The sequence below is a fragment of the Bradyrhizobium sp. BLXBL-01 genome (assembly GCF_051853025.1).
In the GTDB taxonomy this organism is placed as follows: domain Bacteria; phylum Pseudomonadota; class Alphaproteobacteria; order Rhizobiales; family Xanthobacteraceae; genus Bradyrhizobium.
Genome location: NZ_CP182471.1, coordinates 4,036,470 through 4,063,237 on the forward strand (window position 1 = coordinate 4,036,470; position 26,768 = coordinate 4,063,237).

The 26,768-nt window shown below is 64.2% G+C and carries 25 protein-coding genes; 11 read left to right on the forward strand and 14 right to left on the reverse strand.

The window, feature by feature from the left end:
- The first annotated feature begins 6 nt into the window (after positions 1 to 6).
- The gene (locus ACNJYA_RS18740; RefSeq protein WP_439403366.1) at positions 7 to 1,248 is read left to right on the forward strand and encodes a threonine ammonia-lyase; all 1,242 of its coding nucleotides are present in this window, start codon (positions 7 to 9) and stop codon (positions 1,246 to 1,248) included.
- Between the two features lie 25 nt (positions 1,249 to 1,273).
- On the opposite strand, the gene ACNJYA_RS18745 is transcribed toward ACNJYA_RS18740, so the two are convergent.
- Positions 1,274 to 2,827: a winged helix-turn-helix domain-containing tetratricopeptide repeat protein gene (locus tag ACNJYA_RS18745; RefSeq protein WP_212257168.1), complete on the reverse strand. Its 1,554-nt coding sequence runs from the start codon at positions 2,825 to 2,827 to the stop codon at positions 1,274 to 1,276.
- Between the two features lie 126 nt (positions 2,828 to 2,953).
- On the opposite strand from ACNJYA_RS18745, the gene ACNJYA_RS18750 reads away from it, so the two are divergent.
- The gene (locus ACNJYA_RS18750) at positions 2,954 to 3,415 is read left to right on the forward strand and encodes a cupin domain-containing protein (protein WP_212257167.1); all 462 of its coding nucleotides are present in this window, start codon (positions 2,954 to 2,956) and stop codon (positions 3,413 to 3,415) included.
- A 76-nt stretch (positions 3,416 to 3,491) separates the two neighbouring features.
- On the opposite strand, the gene ACNJYA_RS18755 is transcribed toward ACNJYA_RS18750, so the two are convergent.
- The 5 genes from ACNJYA_RS18755 to ACNJYA_RS18775 all read right to left on the reverse strand — a co-directional run bounded on the left by ACNJYA_RS18755 (position 3,492) and on the right by ACNJYA_RS18775 (position 8,199).
- On the reverse strand, positions 3,492 to 4,667 hold the full coding sequence (locus ACNJYA_RS18755; RefSeq protein WP_212257166.1) for an aminotransferase class V-fold PLP-dependent enzyme: 1,176 nt from the start codon (positions 4,665 to 4,667) through the stop codon (positions 3,492 to 3,494).
- Positions 4,668 to 4,740: 73 nt separating this feature from the next.
- Positions 4,741 to 5,295: a CAP domain-containing protein gene (locus ACNJYA_RS18760; protein WP_172783684.1), complete on the reverse strand. Its 555-nt coding sequence runs from the start codon at positions 5,293 to 5,295 to the stop codon at positions 4,741 to 4,743.
- Between the two features lie 94 nt (positions 5,296 to 5,389).
- Complete coding sequence (locus ACNJYA_RS18765; RefSeq protein ID WP_439403367.1) at positions 5,390 to 6,484, reverse strand: AMP-binding enzyme; 1,095 nt, start codon at positions 6,482 to 6,484, stop codon at positions 5,390 to 5,392.
- 7 nt (positions 6,485 to 6,491) lie between these two features.
- Positions 6,492 to 7,919, reverse strand: coding sequence for a methylenetetrahydrofolate--tRNA-(uracil(54)-C(5))-methyltransferase (FADH(2)-oxidizing) TrmFO (trmFO, locus tag ACNJYA_RS18770; RefSeq protein WP_212257165.1), 1,428 nt, complete (start codon positions 7,917 to 7,919; stop codon positions 6,492 to 6,494).
- Positions 7,920 to 8,046: 127 nt separating this feature from the next.
- Positions 8,047 to 8,199, reverse strand: a complete 153-nt coding sequence (locus ACNJYA_RS18775; protein ID WP_007590701.1) for a DUF1127 domain-containing protein — start codon at positions 8,197 to 8,199, stop codon at positions 8,047 to 8,049.
- Between the two features lie 568 nt (positions 8,200 to 8,767).
- Here ACNJYA_RS18775 and ACNJYA_RS18780 point away from each other — a divergent pair.
- Entirely contained in the window at positions 8,768 to 9,094 is a 327-nt protein-coding gene (locus ACNJYA_RS18780; RefSeq protein ID WP_172783687.1) for a hypothetical protein, read from the forward strand.
- Positions 9,095 to 9,154: 60 nt separating this feature from the next.
- On the opposite strand, the gene ACNJYA_RS18785 is transcribed toward ACNJYA_RS18780, so the two are convergent.
- Both ACNJYA_RS18785 and ACNJYA_RS18790 read right to left on the reverse strand, forming a co-directional pair.
- Complete coding sequence (locus ACNJYA_RS18785) at positions 9,155 to 9,979, reverse strand: lytic murein transglycosylase (protein ID WP_212257164.1); 825 nt, start codon at positions 9,977 to 9,979, stop codon at positions 9,155 to 9,157.
- A 120-nt stretch (positions 9,980 to 10,099) separates the two neighbouring features.
- Positions 10,100 to 11,008, reverse strand: coding sequence for a DUF2189 domain-containing protein (locus tag ACNJYA_RS18790; protein ID WP_212257163.1), 909 nt, complete (start codon positions 11,006 to 11,008; stop codon positions 10,100 to 10,102).
- Positions 11,009 to 11,345: 337 nt separating this feature from the next.
- Here ACNJYA_RS18790 and ACNJYA_RS18795 point away from each other — a divergent pair, with 337 nt between their 5' ends.
- Positions 11,346 to 11,747, forward strand: coding sequence for a DUF3597 domain-containing protein (locus ACNJYA_RS18795; RefSeq protein ID WP_211401963.1), 402 nt, complete (start codon positions 11,346 to 11,348; stop codon positions 11,745 to 11,747).
- A 52-nt stretch (positions 11,748 to 11,799) separates the two neighbouring features.
- On the opposite strand, the gene ACNJYA_RS18800 is transcribed toward ACNJYA_RS18795, so the two are convergent.
- Entirely contained in the window at positions 11,800 to 12,075 is a 276-nt protein-coding gene (locus tag ACNJYA_RS18800; protein ID WP_172783691.1) for a GNAT family N-acetyltransferase, read from the reverse strand.
- Between the two features lie 324 nt (positions 12,076 to 12,399).
- On the opposite strand from ACNJYA_RS18800, the gene ACNJYA_RS18805 reads away from it, so the two are divergent.
- Positions 12,400 to 12,795 (forward strand): SPW repeat domain-containing protein, encoded by a 396-nt coding sequence (locus tag ACNJYA_RS18805; protein WP_172783692.1) that lies wholly within the window; start codon positions 12,400 to 12,402, stop codon positions 12,793 to 12,795.
- A 51-nt stretch (positions 12,796 to 12,846) separates the two neighbouring features.
- Here ACNJYA_RS18805 and ACNJYA_RS18810 read toward each other — a convergent pair whose 3' ends face one another.
- Positions 12,847 to 13,122 (reverse strand): GNAT family N-acetyltransferase, encoded by a 276-nt coding sequence (locus ACNJYA_RS18810; RefSeq protein ID WP_212257162.1) that lies wholly within the window; start codon positions 13,120 to 13,122, stop codon positions 12,847 to 12,849.
- 508 nt (positions 13,123 to 13,630) lie between these two features.
- Between ACNJYA_RS18810 and ACNJYA_RS18815 the strand changes: the two genes are divergently transcribed.
- The 3 genes from ACNJYA_RS18815 (at position 13,631) to ACNJYA_RS18825 (ending at position 16,708) form a co-directional block, all read left to right on the forward strand.
- A complete protein-coding gene (locus tag ACNJYA_RS18815; protein ID WP_439367352.1) occupies positions 13,631 to 14,128 on the forward strand; it encodes a hypothetical protein in 498 nt (165 codons plus the stop codon).
- 105 nt (positions 14,129 to 14,233) lie between these two features.
- Complete coding sequence (locus ACNJYA_RS18820) at positions 14,234 to 15,838, forward strand: acyl-CoA synthetase (protein WP_439403368.1); 1,605 nt, start codon at positions 14,234 to 14,236, stop codon at positions 15,836 to 15,838.
- Between the two features lie 9 nt (positions 15,839 to 15,847).
- The gene (locus ACNJYA_RS18825; protein WP_439403369.1) at positions 15,848 to 16,708 is read left to right on the forward strand and encodes a PCC domain-containing protein; all 861 of its coding nucleotides are present in this window, start codon (positions 15,848 to 15,850) and stop codon (positions 16,706 to 16,708) included.
- Positions 16,709 to 16,721: 13 nt separating this feature from the next.
- Here ACNJYA_RS18825 and ACNJYA_RS18830 read toward each other — a convergent pair whose 3' ends face one another.
- A complete protein-coding gene (locus ACNJYA_RS18830) occupies positions 16,722 to 18,785 on the reverse strand; it encodes a DUF1217 domain-containing protein (RefSeq protein ID WP_439403370.1) in 2,064 nt (687 codons plus the stop codon).
- Between the two features lie 257 nt (positions 18,786 to 19,042).
- On the opposite strand from ACNJYA_RS18830, the gene ACNJYA_RS18835 reads away from it, so the two are divergent.
- The 3 genes from ACNJYA_RS18835 (at position 19,043) to ACNJYA_RS18845 (ending at position 22,231) form a co-directional block, all read left to right on the forward strand.
- On the forward strand, positions 19,043 to 19,840 hold the full coding sequence (locus ACNJYA_RS18835; protein ID WP_439403371.1) for an AAA family ATPase: 798 nt from the start codon (positions 19,043 to 19,045) through the stop codon (positions 19,838 to 19,840).
- 871 nt (positions 19,841 to 20,711) lie between these two features.
- Entirely contained in the window at positions 20,712 to 21,275 is a 564-nt protein-coding gene (locus ACNJYA_RS18840; protein WP_212257156.1) for an SRPBCC family protein, read from the forward strand.
- Between the two features lie 2 nt (positions 21,276 to 21,277).
- Positions 21,278 to 22,231: a cytochrome D1 domain-containing protein gene (locus tag ACNJYA_RS18845; protein ID WP_439403372.1), complete on the forward strand. Its 954-nt coding sequence runs from the start codon at positions 21,278 to 21,280 to the stop codon at positions 22,229 to 22,231.
- Positions 22,232 to 22,343: 112 nt separating this feature from the next.
- Here the strand turns inward: ACNJYA_RS18845 and ACNJYA_RS18850 are convergent, their stop codons facing one another.
- From ACNJYA_RS18850 to uvrA, 3 genes are read right to left on the reverse strand one after another with little or no spacing between them, the layout of a single operon-like run.
- Positions 22,344 to 22,985, reverse strand: coding sequence for an HAD-IA family hydrolase (locus tag ACNJYA_RS18850; RefSeq protein ID WP_172783822.1), 642 nt, complete (start codon positions 22,983 to 22,985; stop codon positions 22,344 to 22,346).
- 36 nt (positions 22,986 to 23,021) lie between these two features.
- Positions 23,022 to 23,585 (reverse strand): DinB family protein, encoded by a 564-nt coding sequence (locus ACNJYA_RS18855; RefSeq protein ID WP_439403373.1) that lies wholly within the window; start codon positions 23,583 to 23,585, stop codon positions 23,022 to 23,024.
- A gap of 49 nt (positions 23,586 to 23,634) precedes the next feature.
- Positions 23,635 to 26,616 (reverse strand): excinuclease ABC subunit UvrA, encoded by a 2,982-nt coding sequence (uvrA, locus tag ACNJYA_RS18860; RefSeq protein WP_439403374.1) that lies wholly within the window; start codon positions 26,614 to 26,616, stop codon positions 23,635 to 23,637.
- Between the last annotated feature and the right edge of the window lie 152 nt (positions 26,617 to 26,768).

The window sequence follows — 26,768 nt, forward strand, 5'->3', positions numbered from 1 at the left end:
TGTCCTATGGCTGACATGTCCCAAAGCACGTCCGATCTCAGCGGCCTTCCGGTCGCACCGGAAGACATTCACGCCGCCGCCAAGACCATCCAAGGCGCCGTCGTCGAGACGCCCTGCAGCTACAGCCGCACGCTGAGCAGCATCTGCGGCTGCGACATCTGGCTGAAATTCGAGAACCTCCAGTTCACCTCCTCGTTCAAGGAGCGCGGCGCGCTCAACCGGCTCACCGCGCTGACGCCGGAAGAGCGCGTGCGGGGCGTGATCGCGATGTCCGCGGGCAACCACGCGCAAGGCGTTGCCTACCACGCCAAGCGGCTCGGCATTCCCGCCACCATCGTGATGCCGATCGGCACGCCCATGGTGAAGATCGAGAACACCAGGCATCACGGCGCCGAAGTGGTGGTCACGGGCGCGACGCTGGAAGAGGCGGCCGCTTTTGCGCGAAGCCACGGTGAAGCGCACGGCATGGTCTTCGTCCATCCTTACGACGATCCGCTCGTCATCGCTGGGCAGGGCACGATCGGACTGGAAGTGCTGAAGGCGGTCCCGGAGCTCGACACGCTCGTCGTCCCGATCGGCGGCGGCGGTCTGATCAGCGGGATTGCCATTGCCGCGAAGTCGATCAAGCCGTCGCTGCGGATATTGGGCGTCGAGGCCTGGCTGTATCCCTCGATGTACAACGCCATCCATGACGGCAATCTGCCGGCGCGCGGCGATACGCTCGCCGAGGGCATTGCGGTGAAATCACCGGGCAGGATCACCACCGAAATCGTCCGACGCCTCGTCGACGACATTGCCCTCGTCAACGAAGCCGAGCTGGAGCGTGCGGTCGCGACCCTGATCTCGATCGAGAAGACCGTGGTCGAGGGCGCCGGCGCCGCCGGCCTCGCCGCCCTGATGTCCGATCCGTCTCGCTTTGCCGGCGAGAAGGTCGGCCTCGTGCTGAGCGGAGGCAATATCGACACGCGGCTGATCGCTTCCGTGCTCACCCGCGAGCTGGCGCGCGAGGGGCGGCTGACGCAATTGTCGCTCGATATCCCCGACAGGCCGGGGCAGCTCGCCGCGGTGGCGGGGCTGCTGGCCGAGGCCGGTGCCAACATCATCGAGGTCTCGCACCAGCGGACCTTTTCCGATCTGCCGGCCAAGGCGACGCTGCTGCAGCTCGTCATCGAGACCCGCGATGCCGCGCATCTCGACGAGGTCATGGCCAGGCTCAGCGCATCCGGGCTGAGCGCGCGCTGCACGTGAGCGCCACGCGAGGCCGAGCCGAGCGCTACTCGGGAAGGCCTGCAGCGCGGAGGGCGTCGCCCAGCGAAGAGGCCAGCGCCGGCGCGCAGTTGACGCCCTGAAATTGACGGCCATAGCGGAAGGTCGGGTGTAGCTCCAGCACCCGCGCGGCCGCGGCTTTCGCCTCCTGCAATCGTCCCAGCTTTGCCAGCGCTGCGGCCAATTGTACGTAGGTGATGCTGTGGCGAGGGTTGGCCTGAACCGAGCGGTAAGCGGCGCGGCACGCCTCCTCATATCGGCCGCGATGGAAGTGCCCAAGCGCCTGGGCGTCGAATGCCGCGAAAGCCCAGGAATCGAACGGGCTGAGCCGCAGGCCTTGCTCGCTCCACTCGATGGCGCGGTCGGAATCTCCGCCCCAGCCGAGCACGACACTGCCGAGAATGTAGGTCAGCGCCGATGATGGGCTGATGGCGAGCGCGGCCTCGAACGCGGTGAAGGCCGCGGAGCGATCATGCCCGTCCATGCCGATCGAAAAACCCGCGAGCGTGAGCGCAAGCGCGTCATCCTGGCCCTGGGCGATGGCCGAGCGCGCGTGGTGGATCGAAGCCTCGCGATTGGCTTCCTGCAAGCCGGCCCGGAGAAACAAGCAATGATGGCACATCGCCGCATTGCCATGCGCGAGCGCATACGCAGGTTCGAGCGCGATCGCACGTTCGAGCAGCACGAGCGCCTGGGTCACCTGGGCGGGCATGCCGGAATCGACGTCCGGCTGGGCGCGCAGGACGAGATCATAGGCATCCAGGCTGTCCGGCCGCTTGCGCTTGACCCTGTTGATCTCGGCACGCCGCAGGCTGGGTGCGATGGCACCGACGGTCGACAAAGCGATGTCATCTTGGAGCGCGAAGACGTCTTCGGACCGGCGGTCAAATCGCTCGGCCCATACGTGCATTCCGCTCGCCGCATCGATCAACTGGCCGGTGATGCGGACCAGTGTGCCTGTTCTGCGGACGCTGCCTTCCAGGACGTAGCGTACACCAAGCTCGCGGCCGACCTGCTTCACGTCCACCGCGCGGCCCTTGTAGGCGAACGTGGAATTCCGCGCGATCACGAACAGCCAGTTGATGCGTGAGAGCCCGGTGATGATGTCATCGACCATCCCATCGGCAAAATAGTCCTCGTCCGCATCACCGCTCAAGTTCGTGAAAGGCAACACTGCGATCGACGGCCTGTCGGGCAATGCCAGCGGCGGCGCTTGCGGCGTCGCCTGAGCGTGATCCGGATCGGACGGCGTCACGGTGGGGCCGACATAGCGATAGCCGCGGCGCGGCAGCGTTTCGATCCAATGCGTCTCGCCGGAAATGTCTGCCAGCGTGCGCCGCACCGCCGCGATCTGGACGGTCAGATTGCTGTCCTCAACGGCCTGGGCGGGCCAGGCCGCCTCGATCAAGGCATCTTTCGAAACCGGCGCTCCAGCTTTCCGGACGAGGAGGGCGAGGAGCAGCACGGCGCGCCGGCCGAGTCCGGTCGGCTCGGCACCGTGGAACAGGATCCCCGCCTCGACATCGAGCCGAAAGGGACCAAATTCAAGGATCGCGGCCATGCCGAAGAAGGGCACATTTCGCAGGTTTTTTGCAACGTTTTCCGAACGGCTTCACCACTTTCGGGCTCGCCTGGATCACTATCGCTCCAGCCGTGAGGAGCGCTGCAACAAGCGATGGAGGGATACATGACCGCGAAACACGTGATCCGCAGGCCCGGCGAGACCGAAGGGGTCGTGCTGCGCGGCCAACCGATGGGCTTCCTGGTGACCGGCGAGGACACCAGGCACACCAGTATGTTCGACTGGACAGTTCCGGCAGGATTCGCCACCGGCCGGCACGTGCATCGTGTTCAGGAAGAGACGTTCTACATGCTCGAAGGCGAGTGTGAATGGCACGTTGGGGATGAGGTCGTCCGCGCAACCCCCGGGACCTTTCTCTTCATTCCTCCGGGCGTAGCTCACAACATCACAAATGTGAGCGAGAAGCCCGCGCGCGTGGTCATGACCGTCTCCCCACCGGGACACGAGCATTATTTCGAGGAGCTGGCCAAGCTGACGGCGAGTGGGCCGCCGGATGCGAAAGCCATCAGCGCCTTACGCGCCCGCTTCGATACCGACCAACTCTCGGCATTGACGACAAGAGCTTGACGACAAGAGCTTGATGTCAGGCCGGCGCGATGGTGGAGCGACCTCACGGTTGGCCCGGTCGCGCCGCCTCCTCTTGCTATCGTGTCAGGTCCGCCAGATGCGCGAGCAGCCGATCGACCTCGGCTTCCGTGTTGTAGTAATGCGGTGACGCCCGCACGAGATGCGGCAGCGAGCGAAGCTCGGCATCGATGCGCGTGCTCGATGGGTCCGAAGCACCGATCGTGATGCCGGCTGCAGCGGCGCTGGCGACAATGTCTTCCGCCTCGTGCCCGTCCATCGTGAAGCTGACGATCGCACCCGGCGCACGCCCGAGGTCGCGAATGGTGATGCCAGGAAGGGCGGCGAGGCCGCCGCGCAGGCGGTCGGCGAGCGGGCGGCAGCGCTGCTCGATCCGATCGATGCCGATCTCGAGGGCATAATCGACAGCCGCGCCCAGCCCAAGCCGGGCCGCGTAATTATTCTCCCATGTCTCGAAACGGCGGGCATCGTCGCGGAGCCGATATTCATCGCGCGAGACCCAGGGCGCTGCAAAATGGTCGATCATCGGCGGCTCGAGCTGCTGCAGCAGCGCGCGGCGGATGTAGAGAAAGCCAGTGCCGCGGGGGCCGCGCAGGAATTTGCGGCCCGTGGCCGACAACATGTCGCAGCCGATAGCTTCGACATCAACTGTCATCTGCCCGACCGCCTGGCAGGCGTCGAGCAGATAGGGAATGCCATGCGCCCGCGCGATCCTGCCGATTGCCTCTGCCGGATTGACCAGCCCGCCATTGGTCGGAACCCAGGTGATGGCGATCAGTTTCACCCGCTTTTCGATCATCCGTTCGAGCGCGTGGAGGTCGAGCTCACCGCTGGCATCGCTCGGCACCACGTCGATGACCGCGCCGGTTCGCTTGGCGACCTGAAGGAAGGCGACATAATTCGCCGCGTATTCCGCTTCGGCGGTCAGGATCCGGTCGCCCTTCCGAAACGGAAGCGAATAGAACGCCATCTGCCACGCAACCGTCGCATTCTCCACGAGCGCGATCTCGTCGGGTGCGGCATTCAGCAGGCGTGCGACCGAGCCGTAGACCGCATCTAACCGCGGGGCTTCGCGGTCAGCGGCGGCATAGCCTCCGATCTCGCTTTCGAGGTTGATATGCTGCTTCATTGCGGCGACAACGGGGGTCGGCATGAGCGCCGCGCCGGCGTTGTGGAGATAGGCGAGCCGGCTGGTGGCTGGGGTATCGGCACGTATTCGGTCGAGGTCGATCACTCACGCCCTCCGCTTCTTGCGATCCCATGAATTAGGCGCGTTGCCGCGCGCGAGCAAGATGGGCTGGCGCGCCTCAGATGCAGAGGCCGAGCAGCTTGACGTGACAATTGCTGGGCTTTGGCTTGCTGGCCGGAGCGACCTCGCGCTTCACGGCAACGACGGGCTCCTTGTCCTTTTTCTTGCCTTTGCCCTTCGGCTCGTAATCGCCGGCGATGACCATGGCCCAATAGATGCGCTTGCCACTCGCATTCTTGGCGCTGGCAATGCCGACGCGGGAGGCGTTGTGCAGCAACAGGTTCTTGCGGTGCCCGGACGAGTCGATCCACTGGCCCAGCGTCTTCTCGAAATTGTCGTAGCCGTAGGCGATGTTCTCGGCGGCGCGGCCCGCACCGGCCGGTGCGACCCGGCGATTGAACGGGCCGAGCGCGTCGTGGCTGAGGTCGTCCTTCGCTGCCATCGCGCGGGCCTGATCCATGGCGATGCGATCGAGGGTGGCGTCGCGGACGACGCGGGCCTCACCATGCTTGAGACGGAAGCTGGAGATCAGCTCGGCCGGAGAGTCCGCCAGCGCGGGCGCGCCCGCCAGCAGCACAAGACCAGCGATGATCCCGCCAACCACACGATGCATCATCGTCCCCCGACCGCCCATGATCTCTGCGAGCCCTGCGTGATCCAAGCGCTTCTCGGTCGCCATTGTGGAGGCTTCAAGGCGCAGATTCCGCTTAGCTCGTTGGGAGCTTCGCTTCGAAATTGAAGCGGTCGCGCAGGTTCTTGCGCTGCTCCAGGATGTCCTTGAGGAAGGCGCGGTCCTGCTCGTTCTTCATCATCGGCTCGATCAGGTCGAGCTGGTTCATGGCGACCAGCTGCAAGACCTCGGTGCGCGGCTTGCCGCTGCTGTTGCGTGGCAGGGCGTGCACGACCTGGATGTGCTCGGGCGGCTTCGGCCCCTTGGCGGCGGCAAGCTCGCTGCGGAGCTGGCCTTCGAGCGCGGCGTGATCGGCCTCGACGAAGGCGTAAAGTCCGACGCCGGAGCGGCGGTCGGCAAAGGCGACGATGGCGGCGTCGCGCACGGCGGGATTGCGGCGGATCAGCTCGGCCAGCACCGGCGCGTCGTTGACGAGCCGGCGGCCGCCGCCCTCGCGGTCGGTGAAATTGAACAGGCCGCGGGTGATGGCGCGATAGACCTTCTTGCCGGTGGCGAGCCACAGGCTCGCGGCGAACGACTTCCTCGCCAGGATCTTTCGCTCGCGCGGCGTCAGCGCCTCCGGCGCGTAGGAGCGCTTGTGCTTGAGCAGATGCCGGAGATCTTCATAGGCGAGGATGCGATAGAGCCGGCCGCGGCGCTTGAAGCACGCGGCGAGCTGGAAGTCGGTCACATAGGCGCGGCCGTCGCGGCCGACCAGCCAGTTCTGCTCCTTGGCGAGATCGTTGTGGCAGATGCCGGCGCGGCGCAGCCGGCGCAGTGCGGCCTTGGCCGAGCGGAAATAGGCGAGATCGCCATGGGGCTTTGCCAGATGCAGCGCGACGCCGTCGACGAAGCCGCGCACCAGAGCGCGGCGCCCTGCCCATAGCAGTTCGGGACCGACGTCGAGGCCTTTGGCGCGCACCAGGGCATGCTTCTCGCGGGCGAACAGGTGGTGTGCCAGCAGGAACGACCACCAGGGCACCTCGTCCAGCCGGCGCAATACCGCATCGATCTCGCCGCTCTCGCTGCGGAAGCGGCCGCGCTCGACGGTCGAGAACACGTCGCGCTTGAGCAGCACGCCTTCGGTCCAGCGCGCCGACAGCTCTGCGGCGTCGTCTTTGGGCAGGCTCATCGCAAACTCACGCGGCGGCGGCAATGCGCAGGTGATCGGCGATCCAGCGATCGAGATCGGCGAGCGCCCGTGCGCTCAGCGCCTGCTTCTTGGCCACCGTCTTCTCGTTGCCGCGCAGCCGTGTGCCGTCGGGCTTCTTGGTCGGCACGGTCGCGAGCGGCGGGAATAGGCCGAAATTGATGTTCATCGGCTGGAACGAGCGCGTGCCCGGCTCGATGGTCTCGATATGGCCGCCAGTGATGTGGCCGAGCAGTGACCCGAGCGCGGTCGTGCCCGGCGGGCTGACAAGCGCCTCGCCACGTGCGTCCGCGGCTGCGTAGAGACCGGCGATCAAGCCGACGCTGGCGGATTCCACATAGCCCTCGCAGCCGGTCATCTGGCCGGCGAAACGCAGCCGCGGCTGCGCACGCAGGCGCAACTGGCCGTCGAGCAGCTTTGGCGAGTTCAGGAAGGTGTTGCGATGCAGGCCGCCGAGGCGGGCGAATTCGGCGTTCTCCAGCCCCGGAATGGTGCGGAAGATGCGTTGTTGCTCGCCGTATTTCAGCTTCGTCTGGAACCCGACGATGTTGTAGAGCGTGCCGAGCTTGTTGTCCTGGCGCAGCTGCACGATTGCGTAGGCCTTGGTCGTGGGATCGTGCGGATTGGTGAGGCCGACCGGCTTCATCGGACCGTGGCGCAGCGTCTCGGGGCCGCGCTCCGCCATCACCTCGATCGGCAGGCAGCCGTCGAAATAGGGCGTGTTGGTCTCCCACTCCTTGAACTCGGTCTTCTCGCCGGCGATGAGCGCGGCGACGAAGCCGTCATACTGCTCCTTGGTCATCGGGCAGTTGATGTAGTCGGCGCCGTTGCCGCCGGGGCCGACCTTGTCGTAGCGCGACTGGAACCAGGCCACCGACATGTCGATGGATTCGCGGTGCACGATCGGCGCGATCGCGTCGAAGAAGGCTAGCGCGCTCTCATCCGTGAGCTCGCGGATGGCATCAGCCAGTGGCGCGGAGGTGAGGGGGCCGGTGGCAACGATGACATTGCTCCACTCGGCCGGCGGCAGGCCTGAAACCTCGCCACGGGCGATCTCGATCAGGGGATGGTCGTTGAGCGCCTTGGTGACGGCAGCGGAGAAGCCGTCGCGATCGACTGCGAGTGCGCCGCCGGCGGGCACCTGGTTGGCATCGGCGGCGCGCATGATCAGCGAGTCGAGCCGCCGCATTTCCGCATGCAGCAAGCCGACGGCGTTGTTGGCGGCGTCATCCGAGCGAAACGAGTTGGAGCAGACGAGCTCGGCGAGCCCGTCGGTGCGGTGCGCCTCGGTCATGCGGGTCGGCCGCATCTCGTGCAGCGCCACGGGCACGCCGGACTTCGCAACCTGCCAGGCGGCTTCGGAACCGGCGAGGCCGGCACCGATCACGTGCACGATGTTGGATTGGGGTCCTGTCATGGGGCGGACAGGTAGCGCTTTTCGGCGGAGAGTGGAATCGCCGAGATCGAGTTTTCTGCCATCAGAAACGACAACGCCCGCACGAGGCGGGCGCTATCGGTCCGTTCCGGTGAAGGGCTGAACGATATCAGCCCTGGTACTGACCGGCGGCAACGCGCGGGATGTCCGAGCGATCGAGGCCGATGTCGGCCAGTTCGCGGTCGCTGAGCTGGGACAGCTCGGCAACATTACGCTGATAGTCCCGGAAGGCCTGGATCATGCGGATGAGCGAGAGCAGCATTGGTAGTCTCCTGTAGTTCGATTCAGCTCTTGCTTCGAGCCTCATCGTTGAAATGAATATAGGTGAGAGTGGTGCAGTGCGAAAGTTCCGATGTTGCGATGCAGCTAAGCGAAGAGCGCATAGCACCGGTAAGAAGCGATTAACCTCTTGGCACTCCCGCCCAACAGCTGGGCGGCAGCGATCGGTTTTCGCAGCAAACGTCCGTGAAATCACGGGCTTATGTTTGGATTTGCGGTGCCGACGGGGGTCGAAGTATGTCGCGTTCCAGTGATCCGCAACAGGATGGGATAGCGTCTGGGCCCAAGTCTCGCATGCGCGAATCGCATGATCTGCTCGGAGAAAAAGTGAATCTATATTCATGTGTCGAGAGGCCGAAATTGGATCGCCATTGATCCTGAGGCTCTCTGTTGCGCAGTTGGTGCCGTGTACACACGCGATGCGTTAGGGCCTCCATTACGAAGTTGTAATGAAAATCAGAAATTTCGCATGCGGCTCTGCGCGGCGCGCAGCATCACGCAAATCTCGCGGGGAATTTATTGCGGCAAGTTGCCGCAACCGGAGGAAAGTCATGTCGCAGATTCCGGCAATGTCGCCGGTTCTGGCCCAAGAACAAGAGAAGGAAAGTAACATCATGACGAAGTTACTCGGGGTTATCGCAGTCGCCGCTGTTGCACTCGCCGTCGCGCCGGCCCAGGCCGCCAAGCACGCCATGGGCGGCTGCAGCGGGGCCAATCTGGAGAAAACTGAGACGGCGATCGAAAACATGGCCGACGGTGACAGCAAATTTGTCGCGCAGAAGGAGATCGCTGCGGCTCAGGACTCCCTGCTCAACGGCAAGATGGGTGCGTGCGGCGCGCATCTGAACAAGGCAATGCTCGCCACCATGGGCAAGTAAACGCACCCAAGCGAGGGCCGGTCGCTCGCGATCGGCCCATGCATTTTGTCGCGTGTTGTTTCAGGGAGCGCGTGCGAGCTGGGCGGCAAAATAGGCGACGGTCTTGGAGTAGACCTCGCTCTTGTTCCACTGCTTGAGCACCTCAAAGTTCGGACTGCCCGGCTGCCAATCCTTGCCCTTCTGCCAGCCATAGCCGGCCAGATAATTGGCGGTGGAGGCGAGCACGTCGGGCGCGTTATGCAGCAGATCGCGCTTGCCGTTGCCGTCGAAGTCGACGGCATATTTCATCCAGGATGACGGCATGAACTGGGTCTGGCCGAGCTCGCCGGCCCAGGCGCCTTTCATGTCGGCAGGCGCAAGATCGCCGCGCTGGACGATGCGCAGCGCATCCAGCAGCTCGGCGCGAAACTGCTCGGAGCGACGGCAATCGTAAGCGAGCGTTGCAAGCGAGCGGATCGTTGCGAACTTGCCCGTGTTGACGCCGAAATCGGTCTCCAGACCCCAGATCGCGACCAGGACCTCGCCGGGCACGCCATAGGCCTGCTCGATGCGCGACAGCACCGAGCCGTATTGCTTCATCCTGTTGGCGCCGCGCTCCAAGCGCGGCGGCACCATGCGGCCGGAGAACTCCTCGAAGGTCTGGGTGAAGACCTTTTGCGAGCGGTCGCGGTTGACCACGCTCGGATCGAGCGTGACGCCGGCAAGCCCGGCGGTGATGGCCTGCTGCGAGATGCCTTTCGCCGCAGCGTCGGTTTTGAAATCAGCCAGCCAGGCGTCGAAATTGCCCGAGCCGCAGGCAACCGCGGCGGGCGCTGGCCGGACTGAGAGAAGGGACGCGGAGACGATGAAGGCTGCGAGAGCAAGACGAGAAATCGTCGGAGTCATCAGATGAAATGGATTTCCGTGAATTGATCTGACCGGCAGCATAATCTCGGCTGTAACCGCGGCCAAAGCAAGGCGTGCGGCCCTGTCCGAAACGGGGCAGGGCCGCACGTCACGAGATTGTCAGGCGTCCGTCCGATTCCGCCACGGGAAGAGGTTTGCCGGGAAGTCGGCGGCCGGCTTGCGCGGCCGATGCGGCGGAGGCGGCACAGGGCGTGCGCCCGGATCCGACACGATCACCTTGCGATAGAGGTGCCACGTGGCGTGCCCAAGCAGGGGGACCACAACGGCAAGGCCGAGGAAGGCCGGGATCGTGCCGAGCGCGAGCAGCACCGCCACGATCAGGCCCCAGGCCGCCATCGGCACCGGGTTTCTCGCGACCACGCGCAGCGAAGTGCTCATCGCCTCGAACGCACCGGCATGGCGGTCCAGCATCAAGGGGAACGACACGGCACTGAGACAGAGTGCGGCGAGCGCGAACAGGAAGCCGGTGCCGCAGCCCACCACGATCAGCCACCAGCCTTGCTGCGTCGTCAGCACGCGCCTGATGAAATCCGAGAATCCGGTGACGCCCTCGTAGCCGAACGCCGCGACGTAAATCGCTTGTGCGGTTGCCACCCAGGTGACGAACAGGGCGAGCAGCAACGTGCCGAGACCGAGCATCGCACCGAACGAAGGCGAGCGCAGCACCTCCATGGCATCCCAGGCGCTGGCCTCCTCGTAGCGTTCACGTCGGCTGGAGAGTTCGTAGAGGCCGAGGGCTGCGAACGGGCCGATCAGGGCGAAGCCCGCGGCCAGCGGAAACAGCAGCGGCAATATGGAATAGCCCATCACCACGCGGGCGAGCACGAGGCCCAGCACGGGATAGATGACGCAAAGGATGATGGCGTGGCTCGGAACCGCCTTGAAATCCTCCCAGCCGCGCCGGAGCGCCTCGTGCAGATCAGACAGTTGGATGGTTCGGATCACAGGTCCAGCCGCATCCGCGGGCTGGGCCATCGTGGGTACATTGCCCTGATAGAGTGTCGCCATGGTCGCTAGCTCCCTTGCCGGGCAGCCGCACTCGGCGCCGGCAAACGGCGCAAGCGGCCGCTCTTCTCTGAGTTTCGCGATTCCAACCAGACGCGAATTCCGGACGGGATCGCGAGTTGAATGTAAAGGCTACTCCCAATTCCGAGTCCTGTCCCTCACGCCTGGGTGAAATTCGATGCCGCAGTGCAACCTCGATGATGTCATTCGGTCGTCATTTCGCCGCAGATAAGCTCATGCTGCCTGGTGGTTCGCAGAACTCCGCGGGCGCAACGCAGTGACTTCGTCTATAAGGGGCCACTCAAGGCCCTTCCAATGGATCCTTTTCGGGGAAGCAGACATGAGCATTTTCGGGAAAATCATGAGCGCGATCTTCGGCAGCCAGCCGGCTTCCGCCGCGCCGGCCGGTGGCGCAGCGCCGGGCAGTGCCCCCGCTGGGACCGCGCCGGGCGCATCGGCGCCGGCATCAGCGCCCATGGCGGCCGTCGACGTCGCTGCCATCGTCGACAAGGCCGTCGCCGCGCACAAGGGCGAGAAGCTGGAATGGCGTACCTCGATCGTCGACCTCATGAAGGCACTCGACATCGATTCCAGCCTGGCCGCGCGCAAGGACCTCGCCAAGGAGCTCGGCTATAGCGGGGACATGAACGACTCCGCCAGCATGAACGTCTGGCTGCACAAGCAGGTGATGTCCAAGCTTGCCGCCAATGGCGGCAAGCTGCCGCCTGAGATCAAGCACTGACCCGGCGTCGGTCGTGCCGTAAGGGCCCGCGATCGCGCGGGCCCTTTTGCGTTCAGGCGACCAGATCCGCATCCTCCGGATGCCGGTCGAGATAGTCGACGACGAAGCCGCAGCCGGCGATCACCTTCTTGCCGTCGCGCCGGATCAGCTCGAGCGCGCCCTTGACCAGCTCGGAGCCGATGCCGCGCCCGCGCAGCGCGCGCGGCGTTTCGGTGTGGGTGATGATCACGGCCGATGGCGTCAGCCGGTAATTGGCGAAGGCCATGTCGTTGCCGACATCGAGCTCGAAGCGCCTCCTGTCCTTGTTGTCGCGTACCGAAGCCGCCATGCGGGATCCTTCCAAGCTGCAGATTGCTTCCTGATCTAGGAGCCTGACACGGCCCTTGCCAAGATGAGACCAAGGGAGATCGGCGCAGAGGAGATATCTGCAAATGCGCGCCGCCGTCACCGCATTGCAGTATGGACTTGGCGCGCCGCGAGCACGGTCCCGCGACCCGCAAAAAAAATCCCTGATGCCGCTCTTGCAAGCCGCACTTCGGTTCCCACGTCCTGGAAAGGACATACGCCCGAATGCGGCCGGCAGGGTCGCTAGACATTCGGAGTGTCATGATCGCCAGCCGCAGACGTATGCCTCTTTTGCAGGGAGGGTACGATGTCGGACTCTGGTTTCTTTAATACTCATCGAACGTGGGAAGACTGGTGCGGGATGCTGCTGGGTGCGGTGATCGTGGCCTCGCCGTGGTTTCCGATCCAGGATCAGGCGATCGCCGGTCACCAGACGGCGATCCTGAACACGGTTGCGATCGGCCTGGTCGTGTTTGGCATCAGCCAGCTCGAATACGTCGCTTTGCAGCGCTGGCAAGAGGTGACGACGATCCTGGTCGGACTGTGGCTCATCGCCTCGCCATACGCGCTCGGCTATTCAGGCGAGGGCTTCCTCCGCATCTATCACACGAGCCTTGGTGCGGTGGTGGTGCTGCTCGGCGTTCTCCAGCTGTGGCAGGACTGGGACATGAACGACCAGGACTTGCTCAAGCACGGACAATAGGGCCGTAAGTCAACGACGGGCCCGCCAGCCACTGGCGGCGGGCCTGTGCACTCACCGTGTCACGAGATCCGCATAGTCCGGGTGCTTGTCGATCCATGCCTTCACGAACGGGCATTGCGGGATCAGCTTCAATCCGTTCGCTCGGACCTGGTCGAGCGCGCCTTGCACCAGCTTCGAGCCGATGCCCTTGCCGCCAAGCTCCTTCGGCACGTCGGTATGCTCGAAGGTGATGACATCGCCGTCGAGCCTGTAGTGCTCGGTCGCAAGGTGACCCTCCACCTCGAGCTCATAGCGGTGATGGTCCTTGTTGTTGATGACGTCGCTCATATCGTTGCCTTGCAGCTGCCGGCCCCCGCGCACGAGATCGTAACGCGCGGTCCGGCCGGCGGTTTCCGATCCGAAGCCGTTCGGTTCAATCGGTCGCTTTGGCCAGCCTGGACTCTTCGGCCTGTGGCGGCGGGCGAAGGCAGCCCTGGCAGATGACCAGGGATCGGTTCACCCTGGCGTCCTGTTCGGCATCGATGCCGTCCTGCGCCTCGACTTGCGCCCTGTTGCGCTCGGAGCGGGCGGCAGTCCGGGTTGGCTGTGAGGCGGCGAGCGGCCGATTGGGATCCTTGCCGGCGCCATCCCAGGCATAGCGCGCAGGCTTGAAGGCGGGATCGGACGCAAGATGCGCTTGCGGAGAAGCGGCACTCCGGCGAGCGCCAGCGACAACAGGAGGAGGGCGGGCGCTTTGACCATGATGGGGCACTCTGTACGCGACAATCGATGAACGTTGCGCCGATCATGTTTAAAATTCCCTGAACGATAATTGCTCCGCTGGCGACAAACGCGCATGCGCTATCTCATCCTCATGCTCGCTCTGTTCGCCTCGGCTGCGCGCGCCGACGACGCAAAGCCGTTCAATCCGGCCGACTATCCGCCAGGTGTGCAGAAGGCGCTGCGCTACGCCAATGAGGAATGCGAGAGCCAGGAGGGTGGCGCGGTGACCTTCGCGCCGAACACCGTGCGCAAGATCGACCTGACCGGCGATGGTCGCGAGGACTACATCGTCGATTTCCAGGACACTAAATGCGGCGATCGCGAGACGACCTATTGCGGAACCGGTGGCTGCATCATGAAGATCCTGGTGACGCTGCCGGACGGCAGCGTGCGCGAGGTGTTCGACGGCTACGTCCTCCGCTACAAGGTCATGGCCCCACCGGTAAAGCGCGGCGCCGCGCGCACCATCCGCTTCGATCTGCATGGCAGCTTCTGCGGCGGCTTTGGTGCGCAGGCCTGCTGGAAGACCAGGACCATCACGGCGACGCCATTTGCATTCAAGCAGCCGTAGGGCAGGTCCGCGGCAGCCGGCCTTGCAGGGCCGCCGGCGTTGGCGATAAATGGGCTGCAATGAACGGACGGCTCGCGTGCCGCCCGTCGCCGAAGAGGAAGCCCGATGCAGCCCCTGCGCATGTCCCGCCGCGTCATGAATCTCGCCTATATGCTGACCCAGAATGCGCGGCGGCATGGTGCGCGTCCTGGTTTCGTCTGGGGTGAAAAATCCTGGACCTGGCGCGAGATCGATGCGCAGGTCTCGGCCCTGGCCACGGCGCTCGCCGCGCGAGGCATTGCCAAGGGGGACCGCATCCTCGTCCATTCCAAGAATGGCGACGAGATGTTCTTTTCGATGTTCGCCGCGTTCCGGCTCGGTGCGGTCTGGGTGCCCACCAATTTCCGTCTGATGCCGGATGAGGTCAGTTATCTCGCGCAAGCCTCCGGCGCAAAGGCGTTTCTGTGTCACGTCGATTTCCCCGAGCACGCCGCGGCCGTGAAGGGCGGCGCAATCGAATTCACCTGGAGCATCGACGGCAAGGCCGCGTTCGGCGAGCGCTCGGTCGCCGATGCCATCGCCTCGCAGGCCGGCGCGAACGTCGCGAATGTCGCGGTCGAGCACGACGATCCCTGCTGGTTCTTTTTCACCTCCGGCACCACCGGACGCTCCAAGGCGGCGGTGCTGACCCACGGCCAGATGGGCTTCGTCGTCACCAATCACCTCGCCGATCTGACGCCCGGGACGACCGAGCAGGATGCCTCGCTGGTGGTGGCGCCGTTGTCGCACGGCGCCGGCGTGCACCAATTGATGCAGACCGCGCGCGGCGCGCGCACTGTGCTGCTGCCGACCGAGAAATTCGACATCAACGAGGCGTTCCGCCTGATCGAGGCGCATCGTGTCAGCAATCTCTTCACCGTGCCCACCATCCTGAAGATGATGGTCGAGCATCCCGCCGCCGACAAATACGACCATTCCTCGCTGCGCTACGTCATCTATGCGGGCGCGCCGATGTATCGCGAGGACCAGAAGGCGGCGCTGAAGAAGCTCGGCAAGGTGATCGTGCAGTATTTTGGCCTTGGCGAAGTCACCGGCAACATCACCGTGCTGCCGGCGGCGTTGCACGATCCGGAGGACGGCCCGCACGCCAAGATCGGCAGCTGCGGCTTCGAGCGCACCGGCATGCAGGTCTCGATTCAGGACGACGAGGGCCGCGAGCTCAAGGCCAACCAGAGCGGCGAGATCTGCGTGATCGGGCCTGCGGTGTTCGCCGGCTATTACGACAACCCCGAAGCCAATGCGAAGGCGTTCCGCAACGGCTGGTTCCGCACCGGCGACCTCGGCCACATGGACGAGGAGGGCTTTGTGTACATCACGGGACGTGCCTCCGACATGTACATCTCCGGCGGCTCCAATATCTATCCGCGCGAGATCGAGGAGAAGATCCTGACCCATCCTGGGATCGGCGAGGTCGCCGTGCTCGGCGTGCCCGACGCGACCTGGGGCGAGGTCGGCGTTGCCGTCTGCGTCGCCCGCGAAGGCGCGAAGGCGGTGAGCGAAGCGGAGATGGCGGCGTTCCTGTCGCCGAAAGTGCCGCGCTACAAGATGCCGAAGCGCTTCTTCTTCTGGGATGCGCTGCCGAAATCCGGCTACGGCAAGGTGCCGAAGCGCATGGTGCGCGACGAGCTCGAGGCGCGCGGGCTGCTCGACCTCGACAAGAAGACGGGCTGAGCGCACCGGATGCGGAGCATCAAGCAGCCGGGCCCGCCGCCTTCCGAACGCATCCAATGGGTGGAGGCGAGGGGGCGCGCCTTTTCCTTCACGCTTGAAGCCGGTCTGCCGCTGCTGGAGGCCGCGCGGCGCGGCTTTGCCGCGGAGGGCTTTGCCGGCGGCGTGCTGAACTTTCGCAGCGGCGCGCTGGGGCCGTTCGCCTATGTCATGCCGGCGCTGTCGAAGACCGACGAGAACGCGGCGTTCTACAGCGACACGTTCAGGCCTGACGGCGCGACGCGCCCAAGGCTCGGCAGCATGACGCTCGGCACGCGCGACGGTGCGCCGTTCTTTCATTGCCACGGCCTGTGGACCGAGGCCGACGGCAAGACGAGCGGGGGCCACATGCTGCCGGACGAGACCGTTGTTGCCGAGCCGTTCGAGGTCGAGGCCTTCGGTCTCGACGGTGCGATATTCACTGCCGAGCCCGATCCCGAGACCAATTTCAAGCTGTTCGGACCGGTCGCGGCCGCGCGCACCGGCGCGCAGACGAAGAGCCGCGCCTTCGCGCTCCGCCTGCGCCCGAACCAGGATTTTGCTGGCTGCCTCGAAGAATTCTGCCGCGCGCACGGCATTGCCCGCGCGAAGATTCATGGCGGCGTCGGCTCGACCATCGGCGCGCGCTTCACCCATGGCGGCGTGACCGAGCCGTTTGCGACGGAGCTGGCGATCACAGCAGGGACAATCGCGCCCAGCACGTCCGGCGCGCTGGAAGCTGCGCTCGATGTCGCGCTGATCGACTACACTGGCGGCGTTGCGGAGGGCCGTCTGATCCGTGGCGATAATCCCGTTCTGATGACGATGGAGCTGGTGCTGGAGGTGCTGGGCTAGTCGCGGCGAGCGCTCAATGAGCGCGCAGCTTGGCAATGGCCAGGAACGTCGATTGGCTTATCCCTGAGCTCGATCCCTGGAAGAGGTCGAGCAAGGGGGATTGAGCCTGACCGGTGCTCTGGCTGTTCTTGACGTCATACATGGCGGAGAAACGGCCCAGCAGCTTTTCAACCTTCGCGGGATCGGACAGATCCTTGATCTTCATGAAGCGGTCCACGAACTTGGCTTGCTGATCGATCGGCATCGCAGCCATCGAATCGGGCAGGTTGAACGTGGTCCTGAACACCTCCGAAAGCGCCTTGTCGGCAAGGATGTCGTATGCGGACGTGATTTCCCCCGCCTTCCGCTGGAAATAGAGGGCTAGGCGCACGCCGGGGTTCATGTCGCCTTGCTGCTGTTCCAGGCTTTGCCGGAGATAGTTTGCCTGGGTTTCCCGAAATTGATCTCGTTTCTGAGGCCCCATCGTCGGCAGGCGCGCGACGTTGCCCTTGCTGTCGAAATTGAACGACGCCGCGATGTCAGCAAAGCGCGGATCGCTCTCCGTGTTCGCGAAGCTCTTTGGATTGCTCAGATCGGAATTGAATATCTTCTTGAGATATTCGGTGCTGACTTTCCCTGGCTCCAGACCCTTGGCGACGAGAATGAAATCGACCATTTTCCTGTTTGCGAGCAAATCGGAAACGCTCTCGATGTCTGCGATGGCTTCCCGATAAGATGTCGCGTCTTTCGCGGCTTGGGCCCGAACCGCAGCTTGCTCCTGAGGGCTCGTCTGTCTGATCATCGTGGTGACGTAGTCCTTCGCAATCTGGAGGACCTCGCTCGGGTCCTGGGCCACCAGGGGCGTGGTCAGATTGCCCTTTGCATCGAAGTTGAAGGCGCGCGCGAGCTGAACATATCGATCGTCCTTGAGGGTATACACGAAGCTCTTGGGGTCGTTGAGATCGCTTTCGAGGACGGATTTGACGGTGTCCTGCGAGACTTCCTTGGAATCGAGGCCGACTGCGCCGAGAGCAAAATCATACACGGCCGGTGTCGATACGAACGTCTGGATCGAATCGATGGTGAGGATGGCCGTTCTGAACTGCCTGATAGCGAAAGCTTCGTTCAGCGGGCTTGCCGCCGAATAGATGGCGGCCTTGCTGTCGTCGAACCGCTGTTTCGTGAGCGCGACGTTTGCAGCAGTCTGCGCAGGCACGCCCGCCGGAAGCGACCCGTCAGGCGCAAACTCGAATGCGCCGGCCAAATCTACAAATTCGCCGATCGTGCCTATCTGGTCATTGAGGCTGGAAATGCTCTTCGTGTACGACTCCAGGTGATATTTTTCGACCAGGATCTGGACCTTCAACTGGGTCACGTCAGCGCCTGGTTGCGAGAGTTGAGCCGTGTAGTCGGCGATCCTTGCATTGGCGGCGCTCACGTCCGATTTGGCTTGCGCGAGCTGGCTGTTCAGGCCGGTCAACTGAGACGCGAAGGTGGTGTTGACGTAGCTGTTTGGATCGGATGGATCGCTGCGCAGGACCTGGCTTATGGTGTCGCGCGGCCACTTGCTTTGATCGATGCCGAATGCAGAATAGACGTAGTTGCGAAGCCGGTCGTTGTTCAGGAGCTGGTCTGCACTGGTGATGTTGCCGATTTGGGCGCTGTAGTATTTGGTGTCGTCGGCAAGTGCATCGACCTGGCTCTTCTTGGTCGCCGTGTACAGGCCGATCATCTCGTCGGTCTGGTCCGCCGATTGCGCAACAGGCGTTGCGCTGCCGTTGAACGAGAATGCCGCGGCAAACTCCCGGTAGCGCTTGTCGACCAGCTTGTTGACGAAGCTGTTGGCGTCGGAGAGGTCGCTCTCCAGGACCTTTCTCATGAACGCCTTGGCATAGGCCATGTCTTCCAGGCCGTATGCCTTCATGGCAAAGTGGTACAGGCGATAATCCTTCATGAGATCGTCGACCGTCTTCACCTTGCCGATATTGGCTTTGTAATAGGCGGCCTCTCGCGAGACGTCGGGTTGCTGTTCGACCCGCGTCAGGGACTGCTTGAGATGGCGCGAAATGTAGTTGTAGCTGAAATACGTTGATATCATCGCGCATTCCTCGCGGCTTGGCGGTCCCGGACCTCCGTCAATCATTGCGGGGGCGCGAGGTGGGTGCTGGCCTCATGTCAGCAGACTGTCTCGGCAACGCATCCTCAAGGGCGATTCTGCTCCACAACCTGAGATATCGAAGTGCGAGCAGAGGAACGCGTGCCGGGCATATTTCTGCATGTTTCTCAAATGCAGCTTTCGCGAGCATTGTGTTCCTGATATGTTCCGAGCGGCTCCAGCTGAGGTAGGTGGGGGAAATGAGCCGGACACGACGCCGTCAGACCACGTTGGCTGCGCCTTATCTCAGGCGCGTCTGGCTCGACCGTACGCGGGTCGAGGACTGGGAGGCTTATCCGTTCTGTCTTCCCGTGTTCAGGGACGAGTTCGACCAGAGCTTCGACGCCGCGGTCACGATCATCGTCGGCGAGAACGGGACCGGCAAATCGACCATTCTCGAGGGCATTGCGGGGCTGGCCGGCTTCGCCAGCACCGGCGGCCGCAAGGGTTTTCAGGAAATCGACGGCGGCGGCATCGAGGTCAGCGGTGATGAACTGTCCTCTGCATTGCGGGCAGCCTGGGTGCCGAAGGTGACCGACGGCTGGTTCTTTCGTGCCGAGACGTTCTTTTCCATCGCGCGCTATCTGGACCGCTCGGCGGTGGACGCTGCGCACGCCATGGAAGGCGTGTTTGGTGCGAGCGTCCAGGAAGCGCCGGACTATCTTTCCTTTTCCCACGGTGAGGGCTTTCTGGTCTTCTTCGAGGAGCGCTGCCAGAAGCAGGGCATCTACATCTTCGACGAGCCGGAATCCGCGCTGTCGCCGGCACGGCAGATGGACTTCCTCAAGCTCCTGCATCGCATGGATCTCTCCGGTCGTTGCCAGGTGATCATGGCGACCCACGCGCCGTTGCTGATGGCCTATCCGAATGCGCAGCTGCTGCGGCTCGGGAAGTACGGCCTTGAGCCTGTTACGGTGGAGCAGACCGATCATTACCGGGTGATGCGGGAGTTTTGCGAGGATCCGCGCGGGTTCGTGGAGGCGACGCTGGGAGAGTAGTTGAAAGGGCCTGCGCTCTCTCCATCGTCATTGCGAGGAGCTCTTGCGACGAAGCAATCCAGAGTCTTTCCGCGTAATGAGTCTGGATTGCTTCGCTACGCTCGCAATGACGGAGAGGAGGCGCCTGCATCGAACTCAAAATCGTCCTTATACCGGACACAGGCTCGCATCCTCGCGGCAGATTCCGCCCGAGCTTTGCTGCATCCGCCACCCTCGAAAGTGCCGAGGGCGCAGGGAAGGCCGGGTGCCGACTGGCACCCGCGGTCCACTGTGCGAAGCGTGTGCTTGAAAAAGCTGCACAGCGGCATACAGGTGAAGCCAAACATCCGGCCTTCCCTGCGCAGTGGGTTGACGGCTTATGTCGTGCTCTCCCCGGGGAGCGATGCACTATTGCCCCCGTCGCCTTGCGGATGACTGACGGTGCGAGCCCGGTCGGGCCGCAACGTCACCGCAAACCTTGGCGCACAGACCCCGGGCGCCAGGACCACACGATTTTGCCGTACGCAGACTGCGCCCGTCGTGTGCGCGCATCGCCTGCTCACGGAGTGACCCGCCCTGCAAACCACCTGCGCGCGACGCTGCCTGCGTCCACCGCCTCCCATCCCGCGTTCGTGACGATCGCGATGCGCCCCTCGGCCCGGGTTGAGGTGGGGCCAACATGCGACAATTCCGAATTCGAGTAAAGCGAATTATTTCGGCGTGGCCATGTTGACCCCGGTCTGGTGTTTTGCCCGTCCGGCCACCCAATCAATGGTGTGCATTGCGCCTGCCACAGCCGCGCCACGAACAGGTCTCCCCACGGTCCAAAAATGCGCTACGATGAATTCAGCGCGCGTTCCAAGTCGCGCAGGTTGAGAAACGAGGAAACGACATGAGGATGAGAAGCGGAGCGGCGCTCGCCGGGGTGGCGGCGCTGGGGGTAGCGGGGATGGCTCTGATCACCGCTTTCGAGCCGGCCCGGGCCCACGGGCCGACGCGGCAGAAGGTGCGGGAATCCATCGAGATCAACGCGGCCCCGGCCAAGGTGTGGGCGATGATCGGCAATTTCCAGGACATGAGCTGGCTTCAGCCGGTCACCAAGACCGAAGGCGAGAAGGGCAACGAGATCGGCGCGACGCGGAAACTCACCTTGACGGGCGGCGCCACGGTCGAGGAGGAGCTCTACAAATACGAGCCCGACATGCAGAGCTATTCCTATCGGATCACCAGGGTGGACGTGAAGGTGCTGCCGGTGACCAATTATTCCTCGACCCTGACGGTCTCGCCCGCGCCGGACGGCAAGGCGAAGCTGGAATGGGCCGCCGCGTTCTATCGCGGCTATCCCAACAACGACCCGCCGCCGGAGCTGAGCGACGAGGCCGCGATCAAGGCCGTGAGCGGGCTGTACAAAGCCGGGCTCGAGGCGCTCAAGAAGAAGATCGAGAGCGGCAGCTGATCGTGAGGGCGCTGGTTCTGGCGGCGCTCGCCGCCAGCCTTTGTCATGCCGGGTTCGGCGGCGCAGCTGCCGAGGAGGCGTTCGTCACCAACCAGCTCAGCGACGATCTGATGGTCGTGGACCTCGCTGGCGCGCGCAGCGTCGCGACCATCCCGATCGGCGGCAAGCCGGCAGGTATCGCCGTCAGCGCGGATGGGCGCTTTGCCTATGTCACGAGCCCGGATGCCAAGGCGGTCACAGTGGTCGACGCGGCGACGCGGCAGGTCGCCGGCCGCGTCGAGGTCGGCGGCGGGCCGCTCGGCATTGCGGTCGCGCCCGACGGCAAGACGGTCTATGTCGCCGATTGGTACGCCGCCGCGGTGCGGGTGATCGATACGGCCTCGCGCAGCGTTGTCGCCAGCATCGCGGTCGGCGCCTCGCCCTCGGGCCTTGCGGTGACGCCCGACGGAAAGCTGCTGCTCTCGGCCGACCGCGACGACGACAGCGTCTCCGTGGTGGACACGGCGACGCGCCAGCGCAAGGCGGTGATCAAGGTCGGCACCCGCCCGTTCGGCGTCACCATCGATGCCGAGGGCAAGCGCGCTTACACGGCCAATGTCGGCTCCGACGATGTCTCCGTGATCGATATCGCAGAGGCTCGAGAGATCGGCCGCGTGCCGGCCGGCATGCGCCCGTATGCGGTGGCGCTGACGCCAGGGCGCGGTTTCGTCAGCGACCAATATGGCGGCACCGTCAGCGTGTTCGATCTGGCGAGCCTCAAGCCGTTCAAGCGCATCAATGTCGGCGATTATCCCGAAGGCATCGCGGCAACCGCCGACGGCAAGCGCGTCATCGTCGCCTGCTGGGAGAGCAACACCTTAAGCATCATCGATGCGGCCGAGCTGAAGGTGATCGGCGAGATCAGGACCGGCGACGGCCCGCGCGCGTTCGGGGCGTTCTTGCGCAGGACGGAGTAAGGTGTGGTCGCGTAGGGTGGGTTAGCGTCAGCGTAACCCACCTCTTTGGTGTCCGCGGTGACCGAAGTGGTGGGTTACGCCAAGCGGTCTGCGCTTCGCGCAGTCCGCAAGGCTAACCCACCCTACGGATCCGGCACAACACATCCGCAATCTCATCCATCCGGTCGAACACATGATCCGGCCCCAGCGCCCGCAATGCCGCCGGTGCCGCATAGCCCCAGCACACGGCGCCGCAGGCAATTCCCACGGCGCGCGCCGCCTCGATGTCGCGAACCTCGTCGCCGATCGAAATCACCTTGCTGGGCTCGACACCCGCACGGCGGATGACGCGGCGGAATTTCGCAGCCTTGCCGAACAGCGATGCAGAGCAGTCGAAATGCGCGAACAACGCCGCGGCAGGCCCAAGCTTCTCGCGGGCATTGGCCTCGCTGTCGGAAGTCACCAGCGCCAATTGCACGCCGTTCTCGGCCAGCGTCCGCAGCATCGTCTCGACGCCCGAAAACAGCGAGATCTCGGAAGCGGCCTCCGCCTTCAGCCGCCGCGCATGCCGCGCGATCGCCGGCAGCTTCCACAAGGGCACTTCGAGCCGGGCGAGGATCTCGCGGCTCGATGCATGCCGCAGCTCCTCGACATCCTCATCCTTTACGCGGCGAAAGTCGAAGCGGTCGGCGACATCGTTGATGGTGCGCAGGAACCAGGGGAAGCTGTCGGCGAGCGTGCCGTCGAGGTCGAAGATGGCGAGGGAATAGGGCACGTGAAAGGGATGCCGTTCGATCATCCAGTTATTGAACTAGGATTTCCACACAGTGTTTTCGGTCCAACCAAGTTCGGCGAATTCGCTGGCGCGGAGCGATGCTTCTCCCTCTGCAAAGAACTCGTCAAGCTGAGGCGGTGCGACGCTTGTTTCGGACAGCATGGCATGCGCCTGTCCGCGATGATGAATTTGATGCTGGAAGAGATGCATGAGCAGGCGGTCGCGGCGTTCGGCCTGCACGGTCGTGTCGCGGTTGATACTCACGACGGTATTGAGACTCTCGGGCGTCAGTGCATCGCAGACAGCAATCAAGCGCTCGTCGACTGCGGCTTGCGCCGGCTTGAGCGTGACGAGGGAAGGGTACGGCACCTCGTTCTTCCAGACTGCCGGTCCGAGCCAGCCACCTTCAAGTGCATCGATGTAGAAGAGGTCGATGACGTAGATGTGGTTCAGCGTACGCTGCAGGCTTGGAAAGAAGCCGGTTCGGTGGGCTTCGAAGTCAACCTGAGACAGAGCAGCGCAAGCCGTGAGCAGCCGATGGTTTGCCCAGGCATTGTTATGAGCGAACGCGCGAAAGGTTTGCACAAGTCCGGCAGGCAAAGTTCATTCTCCCTCAGACATGTGCGTCGTCACATTCCGGACGCGCAACCTACTCCGCCGCCTCGCTCGCCGCACGCCTCCGCTTCGGCTTTCGCGCCTTCTCCAGCACCGGGGCCAGGAATTTCCCCGTATAGCTCCGCGGCGCCTTCGCAATATCTTCCGGCGGGCCCCAGGCGACGATCTCGCCGCCGCCGTCGCCGCCTTCGGGGCCCAAGTCGATGACCCAGTCGGCGGTCTTGATGACTTCGAGATTGTGCTCGATGACGACGACGGTGTTGCCCTGGGCGACCAGCTCGTGCAGCACTTCCAGGAGCTTCTTGACGTCGTGGAAGTGCAGGCCGGTGGTGGGCTCGTCCAGGATGTAAAGCGTGCGGCCGGTGGCGCGTTTTGACAATTCCTTTGCCAGCTTGACGCGTTGCGCTTCACCGCCCGAGAGGGTCGTCGCCTGCTGGCCGACATGGATGTAATCGAGCCCGACGCGGTGCAATGTCTGAAAAGTCTCCCGGACGCGCGGCACCGCCTTGAAGAACTCGGCGGCTTCCTCGACGGTCATGTCGAGCACGTCGGCGATGCTCTTGCCCTTGAACAGCACCTCCAGCGTCTCGCGGTTGTAGCGCTTGCCCTTGCAGACGTCGCAGGTGACGTAGACGTCGGGCAGGAAGTGCATCTCGATCTTGATGACGCCGTCGCCCTGGCAGGCTTCGCAGCGGCCGCCCTTGACGTTGAAGGAGAAGCGGCCGGGCTCGTAGCCGCGCGCCTTCGCTTCCGGCAGGCCGGCGAACCATTCGCGGATCGGCGTGAAGGCGCCGGTGTAGGTCGCAGGATTCGAGCGCGGGGTGCGGCCGATCGGCGACTGGTCGATGTCGATGATCTTGTCGATGTGCTCGAGGCCCTCGATGCGGTCGTGCGGGGCGGCGCCCTCGCTGGCGTTGTTGAGCTTGCGGGCGATGGCGCGGTAGAGCGTATCGATCAGCAGCGTCGACTTGCCGCCGCCGGAGACGCCGGTGACGCAGGTGAACAGGCCGAGCGGAATCTCCGCCGTGACGTTCTTGAGGTTATTGCCGCGCGCGTTCACCACCTTGATGGTGCGGCGGTGGTTCGGCGGACGCCGCTCCGGCACCTCGACCTCGAGCTCGCCGGTGAGGTACTTGCCAGTCAGCGATTTCGGGTTGCGCATGATCTCGGCGGGCGTGCCTTCGGCGACGATGTTGCCGCCATGCATGCCGGCGCCGGGGCCGATGTCGAGCACGTAGTCGGCGAGCCGAATGGCGTCCTCGTCATGCTCGACCACGACCACGGTGTTGCCGAGGTCGCGCAGCCGCTTCAGCGTATCGAGTAGGCGGGCATTATCGCGCTGATGCAGGCCGATCGAGGGCTCGTCCAGCACGTAGAGCACGCCCGTGAGCCCCGAGCCGATCTGCGAGGCCAGGCGGATGCGCTGGCTTTCGCCGCCGGACAGCGTACCGGAGGAGCGGGATAGCGTCAGATAATTGAGGCCGACGTCGAGCAGGAAGGTGAGGCGCTCGCGGATCTCCTTCAGGATGCGGCCCGCGATCTCGTTCTGCTGCGCGTTCAGCGCCTCCGGCACGGTCTCGAACCATGCGCCGGCGCCCTTCACGGACAGCTCCGAGATTTCGCCGATATGCTTGCCGCCGACCTTGACGCAGAGCGCCTCGGGCTTGAGTCGAAAGCCTTTGCAACCCTCGCAGGGCACGTCGTGGAAGTATTTCGCCAGCTCCTCGCGCGCCCACTCGCTCTCGGTCTCGCGGTAGCGGCGGTTGATGTTGGTGATGACGCCCTCGAACGGCTTCTTGGTGTCGTAGGAGCGCACCCCGTCCTCGTAGGAGAACTTGATCTCGTCCTCGCCCGAGCCGTAGAGGATCGCGTTTTGCGTCTTCTTCGGCAGGTCCTTCCACTTGGTGTCGAGTGTGAATTTGTAGTGCTTGCCGAGCGCGGTCAGCGTCTGCACGTAATAGGGCGATGACGATTTGGCCCAGGGCGCGATCGCGCCCTTGCGCAGCGTCAGATCCTTCTCGGGGATGACGAGGTCCTCGTCGACATGCTGCTCGACGCCGAGGCCGCCGCAGGCGGGGCAGGCGCCGTAGGGGTTGTTGAAGGAGAACAGGCGCGGCTCGATCTCGGGGATGGTGAAGCCGGAGACCGGGCAGGCGAACTTTTCCGAGAACAGGATGCGCTCGGGGCCGCTCTTGTCGTGGATCTTTGCGGTCTTCTTCTTCTCCTCCGCAGGGGCAGCCGCCGCTGGCGCATCGGCGAACTCGACGACGGCGAGGCCTTCGGCGAGCTTCAGCGCAGTCTCGAAGCTCTCGGCGAGGCGCTGGCCGATATCGGCGCGCACCACGATGCGGTCGACCACGACGTCGATGTCGTGCGGGAACTTCTTGTCGAGGCTCGGGGCTTCCGCCAGCTCATAGAAGGTGCCGTCGATCTTGACGCGCTGGAAGCCCTTCTTGAGCCATTCGGCGAGCTCCTTCTTGTACTCGCCCTTGCGGCCGCGCACGACGGGGGCGAGCAGATAGAGGCGGGTGCCCTCCGGCAGCGCCAGCACGCGGTCGACCATCTGCGAGACGGTCTGGCTCTCGATCGGCAGGCCCGTGGCCGGCGAATAGGGCACGCCGACGCGCGCCCAAAGCAGGCGCATGTAGTCGTAGATCTCGGTAACGGTGCCGACGGTGGAACGCGGGTTCTTCGACGTCGTCTTCTGCTCGATCGAGATCGCCGGCGACAGGCCGTCGATCTGGTCGACGTCGGGCTTCTGCATCATCTCCAGGAACTGGCGGGCATAGGCCGACAGCGATTCGACGTAGCGGCGCTGGCCCTCGGCATAGATGGTGTCGAAGGCGAGCGAGGATTTGCCGGAGCCGGATAGGCCGGTGAACACCACCAGCTTGTCGCGGGGAATCTCGACGTCGATATTCTTGAGGTTGTGCTCGCGCGCGCCGCGGATCGTAATTGCGCGCAGGCTCGAGCCCGCGTTCTGTTGTTGGCGCTTCGCCCTGATCACTTCGTCCATCCCAGAGGTCCTCGAGGAATCCAAAGACGCGCGATCGCGCCAATGCAAAAGGCGCGCTTCGCCCGGAACCGGGATCGGCGCCGATGGGTATGGCAGCGAACGTAGGAAGAACGGCGGCGGATTTCCAGTGGGAGTTGCGAATCGTCAACGGA